The following is a 19,404-nucleotide window of genomic DNA, read 5'->3' as shown; positions in this document are numbered from 1 at the left end:
ATAAATTTATGACTGAAGTACAAATTTGGCAATGGGGATTAGTGATAGCATCAAGTTTGATGTTGTTCTTTATGTCTCCATGGGCTAAAGATACCAATCAGTTTTTTAAAGCGGTACAAAAGAAAAAAGCACCCAATACGTTCATGTTAATGGGTAGTTTGATTATTTCTTGGATATTCGCCAAGAGTATAACCAACGCCGCAAACTTAGGATTGGACTTCGGTATTGTGGGTGGTGTTGCCTATGCAGGATATTATCTATCATTTGCCGTAGCGGGTATCGTCATCTATAAAATGAGGCTGCATGGTAAATACACCAGTATCCATCATTTCTTATCTTCTAAATTTGGTAAAACTGCAGTAACCATATTCTCTATCTTGATTGCATTTCGTTTGTTCAATGAAGTATGGAGCAACACTATGGTCATAGGCTCGTACTTTGGTGATATGGGTACCAGCGCTTATTATTGGTCCATTTTAATATTTACCGCGCTTACTTTATCCTATGTATTGAAAGGAGGCATGAGCAGCTCCATTTTTACCGATGTTGTCCAAATGGGACTTTTCTCAGTGTTATTAGCGGTAATATTGTTCACTATTTTTGGAAATGACAATGCTATAAGCACGACAGAGGTATTAAATTCTGGCATTTGGTCCTTTGAAACAGGTTTGAATTTATTGTTCGCAGCCTTATTGCAATCTTTCAGTTATCCCTTTCATGATCCCGTATTAACGGACAGAGGGTTTATCAGTAGTCCGAAAGTAACATTGAAAAGTTTTTTATGGGCAAGTGTTCTTGGTGCTATTTGTATTATTCTGTTTAGCATCATTGGTGTTTATGCCCAATCTCAAGGCATGCAAGGTCAGGCAGCAGTACAAGTTGGTAAGGCATTTGGAACAATGATATTATTGGTCATCAATTTTATTATGATTACCTCGGCAGCGTCAACATTAGATTCTACCTTTTCATCATTTTCAAAGTTATTGGCGCTTGACCTAAACCTTGGCAACACTTTAAAATTTGGTCGGTGGTCTATGGTAGCTGTTGCGGTTTTGGGTACGGTTCCGGTATTTTTAGATGCAGAAATTCTATCGGCAACAACTATTAGTGGTACCATGGTCATCGGTTTAACTCCCGTTTTCCTTTTTTGGAAAGGTAATGCGCCTAAAATCAGTTTTCATTTAAGTGTATTCAGCGGATTGATTTTTGGTTTCCTCTTAATTTTCAACTGGTTTCCAAGTGATTTAATTTTTACGACCGGCAAATATGCCAATTTATTATGGATTAATTTTTGGGGCATTTTATGTTGCCTACTCGTTTATATAATACCTACATGGATAAAGAAATAAAACATATGGGCACCAAGAACGGAAAGCTATTGCTTTTTGGAGGAGTGTATAGTAACCTTCAAGCTTTGGAGAAATTGATTTCCATTGCTAATGAAGTTGGAATTTCACCGAAGAACTGTATAAGTACCGGTGACCTTACCGGTTACTGCGCACAGCCCGAAGAAACGGTGCAACTGTTTCAAAAATGGGGAGCACTTACTATTGCTGGCAATGTAGAATTGCAACTTGCCAATGATAGCGAAGATTGTGGGTGCGATTTTAAAAGTGGTAGCCGTTGCGACGATTTCTCTAAAATGTGGTTTCCATATACCAAAGGGCATTTATCACAACAGTCTTTAGATTGGATGAAGCAAATTCCAGAATACATCAGTTTTGATTATGGAGGAAAAAACGTTACCGTAGTTCATGGAAATTACGGCAATACTTCAGAATTTGTATTTAAGTCAAACGCTACGGTAAGTAAAGAACGTTGTTTTACAACCACTGAAAGTGATATCATTGTTGCGGGACATTGTGGCTTGCCATTTCATCAAACCATAAAAGAAAACTTATGGCTGAACCCTGGTGTAATAGGTATGCCGGCAAATGACGGTACCTCCCGGGTTTGGTATATGATTTTAGATATTGAAAATGGGGAAGTTACCTACGCACATCACTCCTTTGAATATGACGCTGAAACCGCGCAGAAATTAATGTATAAAAACCATTTACCAGAAGCTTATGGCGATACGCTAACCTCTGGTATTTGGGACAATATGGAAATACTTCCCGAACTAGAAAAAATGGGACAGGGAATCCCTATTTATTTTAAACAAGAAGAAAAGAATTCAATAAAACCTAAAACACAAAAAAAGATGGCAAATACGTACTATGATCCAGCAGATTTAAGAAAATTCGGAAAAATTACAGAATGGAGCGAAGAGCTTGGGACCAAATTTTTTGATTATTATGGTAAGGTTTTCGAAGAAGGCGCACTAAGTGCAAGGGAAAAGTCACTAATTGCCCTTGCTGTCTCTCATGTAGTTAAGTGCCCCTATTGCATTGATGCCTATACTAAAGACGGATTGCAAAAGGGAATTACAAAAGAAGAGATGATGGAGGCCGTTCATGTAGGTGCCGCCATTGAAAGTGGCGCCACATTGGTACATGGTGTACAGATGATGAATAAGTATAATAAATTATCCATGTAAATTTCGTTGTTGGTTGTTCGTAACAGCCTTCTTCAATAATCAATACAATGAAATTAAAGCTGGTTTAAAAAATATTGCAAATGGAATATTCACTATGAATATCCATGTAAAAAAAGAAATTAAATGTTGTAATATTAATTGATAGTTGTTCGTTGTCGGTTGTTAGTTTTACTCAATATTCGCCAATGACTACTTTTCCAAAATATTACAAAATAGAAATTGCTATCTATTAAAAAAGAAATTAAAATAGGCTGAAGGGTTTGTTGATTCGTAATAAAATAAACGAACAACAAACAACCATCAACCAACAACAAAAAAAAATGGCTACAAAATCATTAAAAGCGAAAGGGAACGAATTAGCAGTTTCCAACAAGCAATTAGAAATATTGAACGGAGGCATATTTGCTGATGGGGAGTTACCCTATTTTAAGGATAAAATTGCCGAAATTGGTCACTTTCCGTTACGACCTAAAAAGCTGGAAATTTTACAAATAAATGTCGGTTACATGTGCAATCAGGTTTGTGAGCATTGCCATGTAGATGCAGGTCCGGACCGTAAAGAGATAATGACACGTGAAACTATGCAGCAATGTATAGAAGTCATTAAAAATACTGGGGCACATACTCTAGATTTAACCGGTGGTGCTCCAGAAATGAATCCTGATTTTGAGTGGTTTGTAGAAGAGGCGGCAAAAGCTGGGATTAAAGACTTTATTGTTAGATCTAACCTGACTATAATTAGGGCCAATAAAAAATATTATCACCTACCAGATTTCTTTAAAAAACACAACGTACATGTTATCTCTTCAATGCCACACTATACCCGAGGTAAAACGGATAAGCAAAGAGGTGACGGAGTTTTTGACAAGTCGATCAAGGCATTGCAAGAATTAAATGAGAGAGGCTATGGTATGCCGGGTAGCGATTTAAAGTTGGATTTGGTTTACAACCCATCTGGAGCGTATTTGCCAGGCGATCAAGCAGCCATGGAGAAGGATTTTAAAAAAGCATTGAAAGAGGATTTTAATATTCAATTCCATAATCTTTTTGCCATTACTAATTTACCTATTGCACGTTTCTTGGACTATTTGATTGCATCGGAGAATTACGAAGATTACATGTATGCATTGGTAGAAGCCTATAACCCATCTGCCGTAGCAAGCGTAATGTGCACCAATACCATTTCTATTAGTTGGGACGGTTGGTTGTATGATTGTGATTTTAACCAAATGCTAGATCTAAAGGTCGCTAGTAAGGTGAAACATATAAAAGATTATAATGAAGATATCTTAAACGATAGAAACATCATTATATCACAACATTGTTATGGTTGTACCGCAGGTGCCGGTAGTAGTTGCCAGGGTACGGTAGCTTAGCAAAAAAACTATTTAATAATAAACCGTTCAGTGTAAACATTGAGCGGTTTTTTATTTTATACGATGTAAATAGTAACAAAATATAACCAACCACCTAGTCTACAAACCAATTCTAAATGATTGTTTTTCAAGGATAAAAGATGCGTTTATCGAAAAATAATGCATCTTATCTATAAATTCTGAAGCTTTTTACAAAACACAAGTTCTATAAAAAGACCATATGGTTAGGTTTACCCAAATCTCAATAGTATGAACAAGAGTTTAAAACGCATGGCTACCATGCAACGTTTACAGACTACCGGATTAGAATTGTTTTATGCCAAAGGTTATTATGACACAAGTGTGGATGATATTCTTAAGAAACTAGGTCTATCAAAAGGGGCGTTCTATTATCATTTCGACTCTAAAGAAGACTTCTTTGTTCAAATCATTCAAAATTTATTAGCGCGTAAAATATATAGCACGTTGATAGCACCAATTGAAGGGCATGATAATCCGATAACACTAATTACAAAGTGTTTTGACGATGCTATGGAAACGGCAGTACATAATGAAATGGATTATGGGTGTATTCTAAGCAATTTCTTGACAGAATTTAATGGTAAGAACGATGTTATTATGCGTCACTTAAATGAAATTGTAACCGTTTGGGAAGTGAACTTGGTAACTACGCTACAAAAAGGGAAATTCAACGGTTATCTAGATCGACATGTGGACTGTGAAGCTGCTGCTACATTTTTAATGAGCTCCTATTTTGGAATTAGAACTTTAATGACGAGTGCGGCACCAGCAGCTAAAAAATACCGATTCATGTCTCAGTTGAAACAATACTTTAAAAGTATTGAGGCAAAAGTGATCACGACTTAAGCTTTTCTATCTAATAATTCGGTAATTTTCTGAATGACAGTATTAGGTGTAATAGTTTCCATTACCCTATCATAACCATCAGGAAATTTATTTCCATAAATGGAAGTTGGTATGGCAGGATATTTATTTCTGTCTGATAAGAGGGCATTTTCCTCAGGCTGATTAAAAGGGGAAAAACCAGCATACGGGTGCGTTACTCCCCAAATAGTTACGGTTGGCACGCCAAACATGGCAGCTAAATGGGCATTTCCACTATCCATTGCCAACATTAACTTTAGGTTTGATATTAAGGCGAGTTCATCAGAAAACGAAAGTTTACCTGCTGCATTGGTACAGTTCTCAAATTGTTTTTCCCAATTCCCCAACACTTCTACTTCCTTCGCTCCGCCACCAAACAATATTATTTTATACTGATTAGTTTTATCTAATTGATCAATAACAGTTTCCATCAATGCTAAGGGATACATTTTACCTTTAAAAGCGGCAAAGGGTGCGATCCCAATCAATTGTTGGCTCCCTATTGATGTAAAATCAGAAAAAGCATCTGGGACCTTTTTTTGCAGAAGCGTTTTCATCTCGCTCTGGGTAACAGAGAAGCCTAAAGCACTAAAGACATCGGCATATCTACCAAAAGTGGTTTTAAGAGGCTTAAATGTACTTCTGTTGGGGTCTATTAATGCCTTTTTCTCCGCCCTACCCTTATCCAATTGTACAAACGGAATAGATGACAACCTAAAAAACTGTTTTAAGATTGTGCTGCGGAGTACATTATGAATATCGGCAACGGCATCAATCTGTAAGGTTTTTAATTCTTTGTATAATTTCCAAAGCCCTACAACTCCTTTATGTCTCCCTTTAACGTCCGCCTTAAAAATGGAAACATTAGGAATATCATTGAAAATAGGCGCAGTAAATGCCTTGGTTAAAATTGTAATCTTTACCTGAGGATACTTACTGATAACACCTAAAATAACCGGTACGGTCATAGCCACATCACCCATTGCGGATAATCTTATGACCAGAATATGTTTAGGCCTATTTGTTACCACGAAGGATGGGGTTTAGTTCCTCATCATTATACATTTTCATTTGCTTGTACACCTTCATATACTTATCACCATGTTCAATAGCTGAAATTAGTTGATCAATAGCTAATGATAAATCGTTTTTCTGTTCAAGTAGCACCTCTAATTTCGCTTGGCATTTTTCTCTATGTTCCAAAGAAGCATCTACCCTAGTTGCTTCTTCCTTCATATGGTAAATTTTCAATGCCAAAATAGACAGACGATCAATAGCCCAAGCAGGGCTCTCCGTATTTATAGTAGCATCTGACTTTACATCTACCGTTTGGTATTTCTTTAAGAAATAACTGTCTATGAATTCGACCAAATCAGTTCTATCCTGATTACTTGCATCAATTTTACGTTTTAGCACCAACGCATCATCCGGATTAATATCAGGATTTCTAATGATGTCCTCATAATGCCACTGCACAGTATCTATCCAGTTCTTTCTATATAACAAGTGTTCAATATCCTCTTTAGAAAAAGGATTTTCAAAATCTTGATATACATCGTCTTTGACATGATACTTCTGTATACTTTTATTAAATATATTAAATGCTAATTCACTAAACATATATGCCTTTTTTACAAAGATAAAGCTTAAAGAGGTAATCTATAGTTTTGTTACAAAAACTATAATGGGCACTATGATACTAACAAAAAGTATAAGCTCTAAGAATTTAGGCTTTTTAATGGTTTCTAAGTAGTTAACTACAAATACCACAGAAGGAAAAAAGGTAATCATCACCGCATTATTGTTTTCTGAGGTCACCAAAATATTTACAATTAAGCCAATTATAAATGAAAAAGCGATCAGTCTCATGATAATGACTTTACCAACCCCAGATTTACTTAAATGCACAAATGCAGAAAATGCAAGAATCATATTGACCAAGGCGTACAAAGACATTTTAAGACTTGTCCACCATTTCATAGGCAGTATAGCGTTAAAGTCAATAGCAAAATCATAATGCTGCTGAATAAAATTGGGTTTATCAAGCAACACTAATATACCGTAAAGTATCATAATAAAGCAAAAACCTACAGACAATATTACCAGCCAATTCCTAATATTTTTAGGGTCATAAATATAAATAGCGGCGAAAACCAATAATAAATACAATAAAGCCCATTCATAGAAGATACTTGAAATACAGATCCAGAGCCCAGCATCGAAAATTTTAAGTTTTATATTCTTTAGAGATCTAATGCTTAATATCCTCCTCATGGCGAGTAAAAGGAAAAAGCTAGTGAATATAGCATTTGTATCACCTAAAGTTTCAGGAAACACTACAAATAGCAGAATAAAAAACAAAATTGCAAATGAATTTGTTCTCGTGAGTTTGTTTCGTTTTACTACAAAATCAACAATAAATACACTAAAAGATAAAATTGTTAAAATACCAATAGATGGAACAATTTCTACCCTACTAACCGATAAATCAAATAGGTAAAATTGAACCGTCCAGTAGAAAAGAAATAAAAAAACCAGAAGAATGATAAAATTCACCGGTTTTGTTTTCTCAAAAATGCTTGAAATCATCTAAGCTTTTTATATTTTTGCCAGTAAATATAGTAATAAGATGAAATCATTTTTTGAAGGTATCGCAGATTTGTTCGTAAATGTTCTATTTGCCCCGTTAGATTTTTTACGTTTTACAGATAGTTGGGCATTAGCAAATATCTTAAACTGGATATTTATGTTGATAGGTTCAGTAGCGTTTGTTTACTGGATGCTTGAATTGAAAAAATACAATGATAAGGGAGAAGAGGATACATCAAGTACTTCTCACACTTACCTATAATACAAAATGATATTTCATCGGAATTCAACTATTAAATTCCGATGAAATACTAGTACCTAAAGATCGAAACCAAGGTCTCTTCTATAGTTCATTCCTTCAAAGGAAAGCTTTTCTACATTAACATAGGATTTTGATAGTGCAGATTTAAAATCGCTTCCAAAAGAAGTAATTGCCATTACCCTACCACCATTAGTAACCACTTTACCATCTTTAAGTGTAGTTCCCGCATGAAATACTAAAGATTCAGTAATAGCATCAATACCTGTAATTTCTTTCCCTTTTTCATAAGAACCAGGATAACCACCTGACACGGTCATTACCGTAGTAGCCGTTCTTTCGTCTAATTGCAGATCAATCTCAGATAACTTTTGATCCGCAACAGCTTTTAATAATTCTACCATATCGTTTTGAATACGCGGTAAAACCACTTCGGTTTCAGGATCCCCCATTCTAACGTTATATTCAATAACCTTAGGATCATCACCAACTTTTATAAGTCCGATGAAGATAAACCCCTTATAAGGCATATTATCCTTTTTAAGCCCTTCTACGGTAGGTTTTACAATTCGCTGCTCTATCTTATCCATTAGGACCTTTCCTGCGAAAGGAACGGGTGAAATAGCACCCATACCGCCTGTATTTAATCCCGTATCTCCTTCTCCTATTCTTTTATAGTCCTTTGCCGTTGGAAGTACTTTGTAATTCTCACCATCCGTAAGTACAAAAACGCTTAATTCTATACCATCTAAGAACTCTTCAATAACTACCGTTGTACTCGCAGCACCAAACTTCTTGTCTACCAGCATTGATTTTAGTTCGATCTTGGCATCATTTAGATCATTAAGGATTACCACCCCTTTACCGGCCGCTAAACCATCTGCTTTTAAAACGAAAGGTGGATTTAATTCTTCCAAGAACCTGAATCCATCTTCAACAGTTTCTGAAGTAAAACTTTTATATTGAGCGGTAGGAATTTGATGGCGCATCATAAACTCCTTGGCAAACTCCTTACTACCCTCAAGGGTGGCAGCCAATTTTTCAGGACCGATAACAGCCACATTTTTTAATTCCTGATCTCCAAGAAAAAAATCATGAATTCCGTTAACCAGAGGATCTTCCGGTCCCACCATAACCAGTTGAATATTCTCTTTTAAAACTAATTTTTTTATCGCTTCAAAATCATTTACACCAATTGGTACATTTGTAGCTATTTGTTCAGTGCCCGCGTTACCGGGTGCTACAAAAAGTTTTGATAATCTATCGCTTTGTGCCAATTTCCAAGCAAAAGTATGTTCACGACCTCCTGACCCTAGTATTAAAATGTTCATTCTTTGAATTTTTGCAAAAATACGTTTTGCTTTTGAAAAATATTATTTAGTAGAAAAATTTCTATGCTCTTTCTTTTGTAAATCCTCTGCAGACAACGATTTGAAAAAATCGTATACGATTTTTAACCCTTCCGATCTATGAACCTTTGGCTGCCATCCCAAAATTTCTTTGGCCTTGGTTATATCTGGCTGGCGTTGTGTAGGGTCATCTTGAGGAAGGGGCTTATAAATCAATTTTTGCTTTGTTCCGGTTAATGAAATAATCTCTTCAGCAAATTCCTTAATTGTAGTCTCATGCGGATTACCAATATTAATAGGATCCGTATAATCGCTAAAAAGCAATCGGTATATTCCTTCTACCTGATCATCAATATAGCAGAAAGATCTACTCTGAGAACCATCTCCAAAAACGGTCAAATCTTCGCCACGTAATGCCTGCCCCATAAACGCAGGGACAACCCTACCGTCGTTTAAACGCATTCTAGACCCATAGGTATTAAATATACGAACAATACGTGTATCTAACCCATGGTGCCTATGATATGCCATTGTAATGGACTCCATAAAGCGCTTAGCTTCATCATATACTCCGCGTGGACCAATAGGGTTGACATTACCAAAATACTCCTCATTTTGAGGGTGAACCAATGGATCACCATACACTTCTGATGTTGATGCTACCAAAATTCTAGCTCCTTTTTCTTTAGCTAGACCCAACAAATTTAATGTACCCAAGGACCCAACTTTCAAGGTTTTTATTGGAATTTTTAAATAATCTATAGGACTGGCCGGTGAAGCAAAATGAAGTATATAATCAAGTTTTCCGGATACATGAACAAACTTAGTAACATCGTGATGGTGAAATTCAAAATTCTCTAAAGGAAAAAGATGAGCGATGTTATTTAAATCCCCAGTTATAAGGTTGTCCATACCAATGACATGAAAACCTTCAGCAATAAAACGATCACAAAGATGAGAACCTAAAAATCCTGCAGCACCTGTAATTAATATTTTTTTCATAATAATTCTAGTAGGCTTTTTCTTCACCTTTAAAAGCATTTACAACAGTTTCTACAATTATCTTAAGATCAAGAAAAAATGACCAGTTTTCTACATAAAAGATGTCAAATTTTATTCTGTTCTGTATATCACTATCTTTTTCAATCTCCCCTCTATAACCTCTAACCTGAGCTAAACCCGTTATGCCCGGTTTAACAAAATGTCTAAGCATATACTTATCTACCCGATTTGCATACTCATCAGTGTGCTTCAGCATATGTGGTCTAGGACCAACTACAGACATATTTCCAAAAAGTACATTATAAAATTGTGGCAATTCATCAATACTAGTTTTTCGAATAAAGCGACCAATTTTTGTGACTCTCATATCATTTTTACCGGCTTGTTTATCGTCTGACAAATCGTTCACGGCCATAGATCTAAATTTAAAGCATTGAAATTCATTATTATCAAAACCTGTACGTTTTTGAATAAAAAACACAGGTCCTTTGGATTCCAAAGAAATTAAAAGAGCCAATAAAGGTCCTAGCCAAATAAGAATTACAAAAATTACAAAAAGAGAGAAAACAATATCGAATGATCTTTTAAAAATAGCATTCAACGAATTATGTAGGGGAATATCCCTTAACGACAGTATTGGCAAATAATCATAATATTCAAACTTCAATTTTTTAGAAAAAATATTTTTATTGTCAGGTAAAAACTTAAGGGTTTTTAAATTATTATCAGCAAAATTTATAAATGCAGTTAATTCTTCATTCTTCAATTCAGATACCGAACAATAGATTTCATCAACATTATTATTAGCAATAAACTGAAAGCATTTAAGCAATTCAAAGTCGGCATCTTTTGGACCAAATTGCTCCATAAAGTTAAATCCAAACTCTCTTCTTTCTTTAAAAACCTCTATAAGTTGATTGGCTTTTTTACTTCTACCAATCACAACAACATTCCTAAGATTACCTTTTACTCTTTCTCTATATTTATGTAGAAGGAAAAAATTTAAAATCTTTAAAAAACTTATTCCAATGAATACTAAGACAAAATATTGACCCAACGCCAACCTACTCATTAATGGTTGTTTAAAAAAACCAATAAAAGCATATAGGATTAAAAAAAAGAAAACGAATTGAGTGAATAATTTTCTAAATAGCACCACTGCTTTAGAATACCTCTGTATTACATAAAAATCATTCTTAAACGAAAGTACCACCCATGTAAATGAAATGTAAAAATGAAATAACCAAGGGTTTTGAAAATTTATAGGCAAGAAATTAACACATAAATTTATCACCAATAAATCCAGGATATAGGATAGTGGTGTGATGAAACCGGAAAATCTACCTTGCTTAAAAAGCATAATTAAATAGAATCAATTAATTTAATTAAATCAATGTTAAAATTATGGTTATTAGATACAAATTGATCAAGCTTTATCGTATTTAGTGATAATATTTTTTCAGGTAAATCGGAAAAGTCTTCTTTTAAACCTATAATTAAATTTTTGTTCTCAAAAGTTTTAGCAATCTCAAGTTGATGATCATCAATATGTTCACCATAAATCTTTCTTCTTGGTGCAACAATTACTTTCTTATTCTTTTTTAAACAACTAATAATTGAACCTGTACCAGCATGTGATATTATAAATCTTGCTTTACTAATACTTTCCATAAAACTATCTTTATCCATAAAACTAATCAGTTTCAATGAATCCGAATCATAGATTGTATATCCACACTGAACAATAATCTCTTCATTTATAACGTCCGTTTTTACTAACCTATCAATTGATTTAATCAATCGTTTAAAAGAAAAGTTTTGATTTCCTAATGTTACAAATATCATATTAATAAATTGAGCCTAAATAAATAGCTTTAGGATATAGTTTTTTTAATTCCTTCCACTGTACAATAAATACATCTGCTAAATAATAACAAAAACTACCTGTCAAAGTTTTGCTTTCAATTCTAGAGAAAGTTTCAATGAATATAAGTTTTTTACCGAAAATTCTACCAAGAATAAACATAGGTAAAACACAACCAGACCCAGTAGATATAATCACATTCGGATTCAATTTAACAAACAACCTTAAAGATTTTAAAAAAATTGACACAAAAGAAAAAACGAATGAAAAAAAGGAACTTCTAGAAATATAAGGTAAATAATATATTTCTTTATACTTGTCTTTTAACTTCAAGGTAGATGGGTTATTTTCTGTCACAATATATGAATCATACATATCCATTGTAGGCTGTAAAGCTAACAATTGTTCTAAGTGCCCACCTAAACTGGACATAAATAAAACTTTTTTCATCTATCAATTTTATACAAAGATATGGTTACTAACGGTTATAATTAGTTTTTAAAAATTTATTATTAAGAAAGAATGATAAGAAATACGCTATAAATATCATCCCATGAAATCTTAATAAAACTGATTCAATCAGTGAAAAGTAAAAAATAATAACAACAAAACATATAGCTAAATATCTAATGGTATTTTCACTGTAAAAGCGAACGAGATAAATAAAATAACCATAAATAAGAATTAATAAGCACACTCCACCACCAATTAGTAATTCGAAAAATTCGTTGTGAGCGTGATAATTATTTATAAACTCCCAACTTTTTTCACCGCGAGACATTTGCATAATCCTTCTTTCATTGCCAATACCATGACCAAAAAAAGGATTTTCATATATAATGTTTTTGTTAATATTAAAGTTACGCATTCGGGATTTTTCACCATCGATAGATGAAAATATATCTTGAGCGCTAGGCAATAGAAGTATTAATAAAACTATTATAGGACCAAGTAAGAAAAAGGGGGTTAAAATTTTCAAAAGCCGTTTATTTATTAATACAATAATTAAATAAATATTAATAAGTAGAAAAACAATATTTGATGCCATCGAGCCAACAACAAATAAAATCGCAATAGTCAAAATTAAGATTAGAATAAAGAGCAAAAACTTATAATGTAATTTGATACTTTTCCCACTAAAAAAAAATATTATATAAGCCATATTAAGGTACATACCATAATAAATTTTTTGTATATCGATAATACGTATAATTTCCCAAGAATTATATAAACCCTGTATATTCTCTAAGTTGAAATAAACTCCGATTGTTATATTCAACAATCCCACAATATAAACACCCGCCACAAAATAATAGAAAACACTGATGTTTTCATTTGCATCACGATAATTAGCCCAAATAATATATAACAAAATTAAAAGCCCAATATACTTCAATAATCTTAAATCATCTAAACTCCCGATAAGTAACTGATTAGCTAACAAATAAGTTATACTTATTATAAAAAAGAAAGTAAAAAACTTACTTGGAAAATTGAAGTTGAAAGATTTATAATTCAAAATCAGAATGAAAACACATAACATTAAAGCTTTAGCAGACCAATCTGGATCAAAACATAAACAAAACGAAAATAGATTGAGACTATATCTATATAATTTCTGTCTGGTCATATGTTTTATTATAATTAACCCCCACTAAAAACATCACCAAACCAAAAGCATAAGGAGAAAAAGCTTCTTCTTGGTAAATACCTTGAATAAATAGAATTATCGTTAAAATTTTTAAAACATTAAACCTAGCATTTAATCCTCCAAATTTTTGACTTATTCTTTTATAAAAATTAAAGAAAAAGTACAAATAGTAAATTGAAAATATGCCAAGACTTGCAAATAAAACTCCAAATACACTTTCACTACCATTTTGAAATCTTGTATAATAACCTAAATCTTTTAAAGGAGTTCCCATATAATCAGCTACCAAAGAATTAGAAAGATTACCTCCAAAACCAAGACCATTGCCTAATGTAAATAAATAATTCAAACCATGGAAAAAACCCAGAATGTGCTCATTCTGAGAATTCAAACCAATTAAAATAAATAATAAATTAGAGATTCCGTATAGAACCATTGATAATCCATTAGACAAATTAGTTCTGTATAAAAGATAATACATGAAGACCGTAAAAAACGCAAAAACTAGTGCCCCCTTTGAATTAACCGATATCAAAGTTAAAATTACAATTAAAAAAAAATATAACTTTTTCTTAGGCCAATAAAAGTATATTCCTAAAATCGTCAAAAAATAACCTAAAGAAATAAAACTCTTAATTAAAGATCCTATTCTAACTAATTTTATCTGCATCCAAGACAAATTGAATAGAGGCTTACTTCTATAATAAGCCATTAAATCGTCCCATGATAAAATGTTCTTTTTTAATTCAAAATAGTCTAAATCATTTAATATAAAACTCAAATAGAATGGAAATAAGAATTGAAGTAAAGTTACCAAAGCACAAATAAAAAATATACAGAATAAACTGTTATTCATAAATTTAATATTTGTAGTTCTAGCAAAATAAATACCTGCTAAAAATAAAATTAAAGGAGTGGAAAATAATCTTAAATATACAATACTATTAAGTAAGCCAAAATGATAAGCACCAAATAATGTATACAGTAAAAGCAACACAAGTAATACCAAAGATTTATAATAAAAATTTTTGTAAAAATAATGTGTGTTATTTTTAAATACTAGAACCGTTAACAAAACGGGTACTGCATAATTTATGCCATGTAAAATTTTAAAATGTGTTGTCGATTCTATATAACCTGAAAAAAAAGCAATGAAGGAGTTTTGAAAAAAAATAATTTGAATAAAAAAAGAAAAAAATAATTTAGGATAAAAAATAATTTTTAGCCCAACAATACCAAAAACTATTAGGCCTACGGCAAAATTAAATGTAAAAATACCAAAAATTATTAAATTTAAAATAAAAGCAATTATACTCCATAAAACAACATCTTTCCTGAATTTTAAACCCATTATGTATAATCTGATTAACAATTCATTAATTACGAAGCTATTGAGCTTTTTACTTTTTCATATAACTTTTCTGAAACTGAAATACTATCAAAATTTTTGGCAGTTAAAATAGCCTTTCTTTGCATTTCTAATTTATCTTCAACATTTAAGTTTAAGTAATTAATAACACTATTTGCAATTTTAGAAGAATTGCCTGGACTAACAAGATATCCGTTAGACTGGTTAATAATATAAGTTTTCGGACCAGCCATGTCGTAGGCGATTACCGGTATACCACAAGCCATTGCCTCTAAACCAACTAAGCCTAAACTTTCCGAAATTCTATTTGAAGAAAAAATAAATAAGTCAAGTTCTTGATAAATTTCAACTAGTTTATCATGATTAACTAAACCTTTATAATCAATATTTTGTTTTAAATTGTTTTCTTTAATTATTTTGTTCAATTCGTTAACCTGAGAGCCTGTACCAGCCATTATTGCTTTAACCTTATAGCCTTTTTTTAATAAAAATTGAATTACATCAATAAAATCTTTCCAGCCTTTATCTTCCTCTATTCTTGATACAAACCCCAAATTAACTATCTTATAATTCTTTTTACCTAAAAATTTAGGCGAAAATTTTAAAGAATCAATCCCTCCTGAAGGATTAACAAATATTGAATCCTTGGGTAAAAAAGGAAATTCATTTATACATATCTGTTTAAAATAATTTGATGGTGCTACTAAAAAAGAAGACTTTTTTAATAAAAAATCATTAAAAAACTTATATAATCCTTTATTGTATTTTATAACGTCAGCGCCATGAACATTAACAATAATAGGTTTTTTATTTGGACAAAAAAGTAGGGGCAAAAAAAAGGCTGGTGCTGTATGGGATATAAAATGTATATAAATTATGTCATAATTTCCTTTCAAATAATTTTTAATTACTGATAGGAGTAAAGACGAATAAGAAAGTATTTTACTTAACAAACCTTTTGTACGCCCTTTAATAACACTTTCAACAAAACTTACCCCATGTAAAGATTCAAAATTTTCCTTAAAGTTCTTTACAAAAATACCATAATCGGGATCAGTGCCTGAAGGATACATATTGGAAACCAAGAATATTTTCATTTATTTTCAATTATTTACTCTTCTTAATATTAGTTAAAGGCTCTATCAATATAGTCTAATGAAGCTTTTCTAAGTTTAGATATTTCCATCTCAATTTTAGAAAAATCTTGATTTAAGGTTAAATTTGAAAAATCCTCTTCTTTATAAATAATTCTATTGCCTACCTGTAACTGACCAAGTAGACTTTCTTGCCGATTCGTTTTGTTTTCAATATATATACAGGCAAAAGGTATTTGAAAATTTAAGGCAAAACATGTTCCGTGAAAGGAATCTGTAATTACAAAACTCGCATTGGAAAAAATCTCAATAAACTCTTTAGGTCCAGCATCTTTAACATGAGTATCCACAAAAGGTAGAGATAACATCACCTTATCAACAGAAACAACTTTATAACCCAATATTTGTCTATAATATTTTATAGCTTTTTTTAAAAGTTCTGTTCTTGGAACAGAATAAACTAATATGTACTTTTCTGTAATATTAGATTTCTTGACAGAAAAGATATTCATCCATTCTTGTTTATCAAATAACAAAGTTGGATCTAATACGTGGTGGATTTCTTTATCCTTTACTAAATTATTTAACTTATTTACACCATTTTTTTCCCTTGTAGAAATACTATTAAAACTAAAAAGTAAATCTGTAATAATTTTATTTTCCTCTTCACTATATTCATGATTTCCAATACTGGACGCATAAGAAAACTTAGTCTTCGAATTATCTACAAATGATAAGAAAAAAATTGGATCAATAGACGTATTACGACTTATAATACGCGGATTCCAAATCTGGTCACTACCGCAAACATAGATATCAAACCCATTAGCTTTTCCAGATTCTAAATCCGTTTTGTCCATTGTTTTTGATAAATTCATGTTTGAAAACAAAAAATTTTCGAACTTCCTAATTAGCTTAAATCGCGATCTGAAATTTAAAATATCATGAACAGTCATTTTTAAACCATGAAAAGAAGGTTCAAATCTAACATAATCCATATGTCTAGTTAAAAAACGATTTTTATAATCAATGGTCGTTACATCACCATATTTTGATAATACAACTTTGGTAGCAAAGGCTTGCAAAATTGCTCCATAATTTGTCACTCTATGAATAGTTATAAGGGCTATTTTCATTTTAATTCTATTTGGCTATAAATTTCTTCAATTGGTTTTCGCTTGGAGCTACAAACTTTATTTTCAGTATTCGGATACCCAGCTGCTAACATCATTATAATTGTATGATGCTTATCTATAGTAATTATTTTCCTTATTTTTTTGTCAATATCAGGTGTTTGACTCCAATTCAAAGCACATGAAGCAATTCCAAGAGCATGAAGAGTATAAATTAATGACATAGAAAAAAGCCCTCCATCAATCCAATGTTGATAATGCTCTTGTCCTACAAAAAAAGCTCTTAAATCTACACCAATAATAAACAATTCTGGAACTTGATTTCCAAAACCTCTATTTCCATTTTGATATTCTAAAACTTTTTTAATTATTTCAGGTTTATTACTGTGATAAATATGCCAAGCTTGTCTATTACATACCGAAGGGGTTTTCATAGCCATCTTAATGGCTCTTTCTATATCCTTTGGATTTATATTTTTCTGTTGAAAATCCCTTAATGAATACCTACTTAAAAAGAAACTTTCTGGATCTTCAAGAATTCCCTTACCATAATCTTCGGATTTAAAACTAATTGATCCATGATTCTGGAAATCATCCTTAAAATCAAATTTAGTGACATCATTAATCATTTTACTAGCACGATTTGTTTTCTTATTTTCAGGTAAATTCAAAAATTGTAGTAATACCTCCTTACCGGCCTTATCGTGAAAACCTATATTCATTATATTGTTCGCAACTTTTAATTTTCTATAAACTCTTTCAGCATTACTCCAGCCAGAATTTGGCTTTCTTTTTTTAAAGCTTAAACTCTTTTCTAAGCCGTGATAAGCCATAGCAAGTTTATAATTTCTTAAGCTTTTATCATTTAAATTTTCTCTCCACCCACCAAATCTAAGATATCTTTGAAAATCATACATAAAACCTCTTAAACCTCCAAATATTCTGTACGCTCCTCTTGCGAGAGGTCTAAACTTTTTCCACAACAATCTCATTTTAAATTTATTTGATTAAAAACATTTTTATTTACAAATATCCAATATAAAAGTAAAAGAATAGCATTACTTAGTATTGTGGCTGAAGCCGCACCTATGTTACCATACAATGGGATTAATATTAAATTAGCAATAACATTAATTACTGCAATCCCACCCATTAATTTCACTTTCAATTTCATTTGCTCACTGGTAATTAACATGGCACCTACGCTATATGCTACAAAATAAATTGGAATTGTAATTGATAAAATTTGCAATAATTGAACAGCAGGTTCATATTCTATACCGAATATAATCGGGGTAAAATATGGTGCAAAACAAAATATAATTATCATCAAAATAAATCCTATAATTAACATTGATAAGTTCCCCCGTATATAGGCCTTATGCAACTTTGACATATCTTGATTAGACCATCGATGATATTTCGGCATTAAAAATTTACTGAAAATTACTACGGGAACCACAAATACTGCAGACAGGACTATAAAAGCTACATTATAGTGCCCTGTTGCCATGTCACCAGAAATATATTTAACCATAATAATATCACTTTGTAGATAAATAAACGCAAATAAACCTGCCATACCAAAAGGCCAAGATTCATTAAACAGTTCTTTTATTTTTGGAATTGAATAAGATATTTTAAGAGGTTTTATATGGCCTTTTAGGCTGAAGTTATTCTCGTTTATGTCAATAAGCTGTTTAAATCCAAAAAATGTTAATATTGCTCCAATAATCCCATATATAAAACCAACTTTTTGAACGTTTATTGATAAATTAAAAACATAGACTATAATAATCACAGTAATTAATCTCAACAAATTTGGTATTAATTGCCAAATTGCCATTTCAATATATTTTTCTTCTAATTGTAATTTAGATATAATTAATTCAATCACACAATATCCATAAATATGAAAAAGCATTATTCTAAAAAGATTTGAAGAAACTTCATCTATTAATGATGTATAGTCAATACATATTATTAAAATACTAAATACAATTAAATTAAGACCTAATAATTTTAATGATGGTCTTATCCACCTTAAACCGACCCACCCTTCTTTACCAAATAATTTAAGCCAAGTTTTGGAAATACCGAATCCACAAATTAATAAGATAACCGAAATTATTGCTAAGGCATTTGATAATAATCCAAAATCTTGCGGACCCAACCTTCTAGCCAATATTGCATAAAGAATAAAAGTGCTACCACTTCCTAATATACTACTTAGCCATAAAAGAGAAATAGACTTAAAAGCTTTAATATAGCTCATTAGAATGTGGTAAATGTAT

19 protein-coding genes and 1 pseudogene are annotated in these 19,404 nt (G+C 31.7%); 6 read left to right on the top strand and 14 right to left on the bottom strand.

Translation table 11 applies throughout. The features are described from left to right. Positions 1 to 8 precede the first annotated feature (8 nt). From BW936_RS02410 to BW936_RS02395, 5 genes and pseudogenes are all read left to right on the top strand, one after another. The gene (locus BW936_RS02410) at positions 9 to 1,349 is read left to right on the top strand and encodes an SLC5/6 family protein (RefSeq protein WP_076546719.1); all 1,341 of its coding nucleotides are present in this window, start codon (positions 9 to 11) and stop codon (positions 1,347 to 1,349) included. Beyond that, positions 1,304 to 1,969, top strand: a pseudogene (locus BW936_RS02405) (metallophosphoesterase family protein); the annotation flags it as partial. The gene BW936_RS02410 and the pseudogene BW936_RS02405, both read left to right, overlap by 46 nt. 234 nt (positions 1,970 to 2,203) lie before the next feature. Next, positions 2,204 to 2,539, top strand: a complete 336-nt coding sequence (locus BW936_RS19330) for an arsenosugar biosynthesis-associated peroxidase-like protein (protein WP_081819435.1) — start codon at positions 2,204 to 2,206, stop codon at positions 2,537 to 2,539. 320 nt (positions 2,540 to 2,859) lie between these two features. Then, positions 2,860 to 3,915 carry an arsenosugar biosynthesis radical SAM (seleno)protein ArsS gene (gene arsS, locus BW936_RS02400; protein WP_076547939.1) on the top strand — a complete coding sequence of 352 codons (1,056 nt, stop codon included), beginning with the start codon at positions 2,860 to 2,862 and terminating at the stop codon, positions 3,913 to 3,915. A gap of 249 nt (positions 3,916 to 4,164) precedes the next feature. Continuing rightward, positions 4,165 to 4,782, top strand: coding sequence for a TetR/AcrR family transcriptional regulator (locus BW936_RS02395; protein ID WP_076546717.1), 618 nt, complete (start codon positions 4,165 to 4,167; stop codon positions 4,780 to 4,782). On the opposite strand, the gene BW936_RS02390 is transcribed toward BW936_RS02395, so the two are convergent. From BW936_RS02390 to BW936_RS02380, 3 genes are read right to left on the bottom strand one after another with little or no spacing between them, the layout of a single operon-like run. Beyond that, positions 4,779 to 5,783 carry a glycosyltransferase family 9 protein gene (locus tag BW936_RS02390; RefSeq protein WP_076546716.1) on the bottom strand — a complete coding sequence of 335 codons (1,005 nt, stop codon included), beginning with the start codon at positions 5,781 to 5,783 and terminating at the stop codon, positions 4,779 to 4,781. The genes BW936_RS02395 and BW936_RS02390 overlap by 4 nt on opposite strands. Before the next feature lie 34 nt (positions 5,784 to 5,817). Next, positions 5,818 to 6,420, bottom strand: coding sequence for a DUF4254 domain-containing protein (locus BW936_RS02385; protein ID WP_076546715.1), 603 nt, complete (start codon positions 6,418 to 6,420; stop codon positions 5,818 to 5,820). Between the two features lie 39 nt (positions 6,421 to 6,459). Then, entirely contained in the window at positions 6,460 to 7,389 is a 930-nt protein-coding gene (locus BW936_RS02380; RefSeq protein ID WP_076546714.1) for a DUF6427 family protein, read from the bottom strand. Positions 7,390 to 7,429: 40 nt separating this feature from the next. Here BW936_RS02380 and BW936_RS02375 point away from each other — a divergent pair, with 40 nt between their 5' ends. Beyond that, positions 7,430 to 7,651, top strand: coding sequence for a DUF6341 family protein (locus BW936_RS02375; protein ID WP_076546713.1), 222 nt, complete (start codon positions 7,430 to 7,432; stop codon positions 7,649 to 7,651). Positions 7,652 to 7,707: 56 nt separating this feature from the next. Here BW936_RS02375 and purD read toward each other — a convergent pair whose 3' ends face one another. The 11 genes from purD to BW936_RS02320 are packed head-to-tail and all read right to left on the bottom strand — an operon-like array spanning position 7,708 to position 19,385. Further along, positions 7,708 to 8,979 carry a phosphoribosylamine--glycine ligase gene (gene purD / locus BW936_RS02370; RefSeq protein ID WP_076546712.1) on the bottom strand — a complete coding sequence of 424 codons (1,272 nt, stop codon included), beginning with the start codon at positions 8,977 to 8,979 and terminating at the stop codon, positions 7,708 to 7,710. Between the two features lie 42 nt (positions 8,980 to 9,021). After that, positions 9,022 to 9,999 carry a UDP-glucuronic acid decarboxylase family protein gene (locus tag BW936_RS02365; RefSeq protein ID WP_076547938.1) on the bottom strand — a complete coding sequence of 326 codons (978 nt, stop codon included), beginning with the start codon at positions 9,997 to 9,999 and terminating at the stop codon, positions 9,022 to 9,024. A gap of 7 nt (positions 10,000 to 10,006) precedes the next feature. Next, entirely contained in the window at positions 10,007 to 11,359 is a 1,353-nt protein-coding gene (locus BW936_RS02360; RefSeq protein ID WP_076546711.1) for an exopolysaccharide biosynthesis polyprenyl glycosylphosphotransferase, read from the bottom strand. A 2-nt stretch (positions 11,360 to 11,361) separates the two neighbouring features. After that, on the bottom strand, positions 11,362 to 11,844 hold the full coding sequence (gene pssE / locus BW936_RS02355; RefSeq protein ID WP_076546710.1) for a PssE/Cps14G family polysaccharide biosynthesis glycosyltransferase: 483 nt from the start codon (positions 11,842 to 11,844) through the stop codon (positions 11,362 to 11,364). Between the two features lies 1 nt (position 11,845). Beyond that, positions 11,846 to 12,313: a PssD/Cps14F family polysaccharide biosynthesis glycosyltransferase gene (gene pssD, locus BW936_RS02350; protein ID WP_076546709.1), complete on the bottom strand. Its 468-nt coding sequence runs from the start codon at positions 12,311 to 12,313 to the stop codon at positions 11,846 to 11,848. 28 nt (positions 12,314 to 12,341) lie between these two features. After that, on the bottom strand, positions 12,342 to 13,493 hold the full coding sequence (locus BW936_RS02345) for an O-antigen ligase family protein (RefSeq protein WP_076546708.1): 1,152 nt from the start codon (positions 13,491 to 13,493) through the stop codon (positions 12,342 to 12,344). Then, positions 13,471 to 14,865, bottom strand: coding sequence for a hypothetical protein (locus BW936_RS02340; RefSeq protein ID WP_076546707.1), 1,395 nt, complete (start codon positions 14,863 to 14,865; stop codon positions 13,471 to 13,473). Before BW936_RS02340 ends, BW936_RS02345 begins: the two co-directional genes overlap by 23 nt. Before the next feature lie 29 nt (positions 14,866 to 14,894). Next, positions 14,895 to 15,980, bottom strand: a complete 1,086-nt coding sequence (locus tag BW936_RS02335) for a glycosyltransferase family 4 protein (RefSeq protein ID WP_076546706.1) — start codon at positions 15,978 to 15,980, stop codon at positions 14,895 to 14,897. Positions 15,981 to 16,009: 29 nt separating this feature from the next. Next, positions 16,010 to 17,113: a polysaccharide pyruvyl transferase family protein gene (locus tag BW936_RS02330; RefSeq protein WP_076546705.1), complete on the bottom strand. Its 1,104-nt coding sequence runs from the start codon at positions 17,111 to 17,113 to the stop codon at positions 16,010 to 16,012. Further along, positions 17,110 to 18,102 carry a nitroreductase family protein gene (locus BW936_RS02325; RefSeq protein WP_076546704.1) on the bottom strand — a complete coding sequence of 331 codons (993 nt, stop codon included), beginning with the start codon at positions 18,100 to 18,102 and terminating at the stop codon, positions 17,110 to 17,112. Before BW936_RS02325 ends, BW936_RS02330 begins: the two co-directional genes overlap by 4 nt. Continuing rightward, on the bottom strand, positions 18,099 to 19,385 hold the full coding sequence (locus BW936_RS02320; protein ID WP_076546703.1) for an oligosaccharide flippase family protein: 1,287 nt from the start codon (positions 19,383 to 19,385) through the stop codon (positions 18,099 to 18,101). Before BW936_RS02320 ends, BW936_RS02325 begins: the two co-directional genes overlap by 4 nt. Between the last annotated feature and the right edge of the window lie 19 nt (positions 19,386 to 19,404).

Source organism: Maribacter ulvicola (assembly GCF_900155985.1).
Taxonomy (GTDB): Bacteria; Bacteroidota; Bacteroidia; order Flavobacteriales; family Flavobacteriaceae; genus Maribacter; species Maribacter ulvicola.
This window is presented reverse-complemented; position numbering and strand designations above follow the sequence as displayed.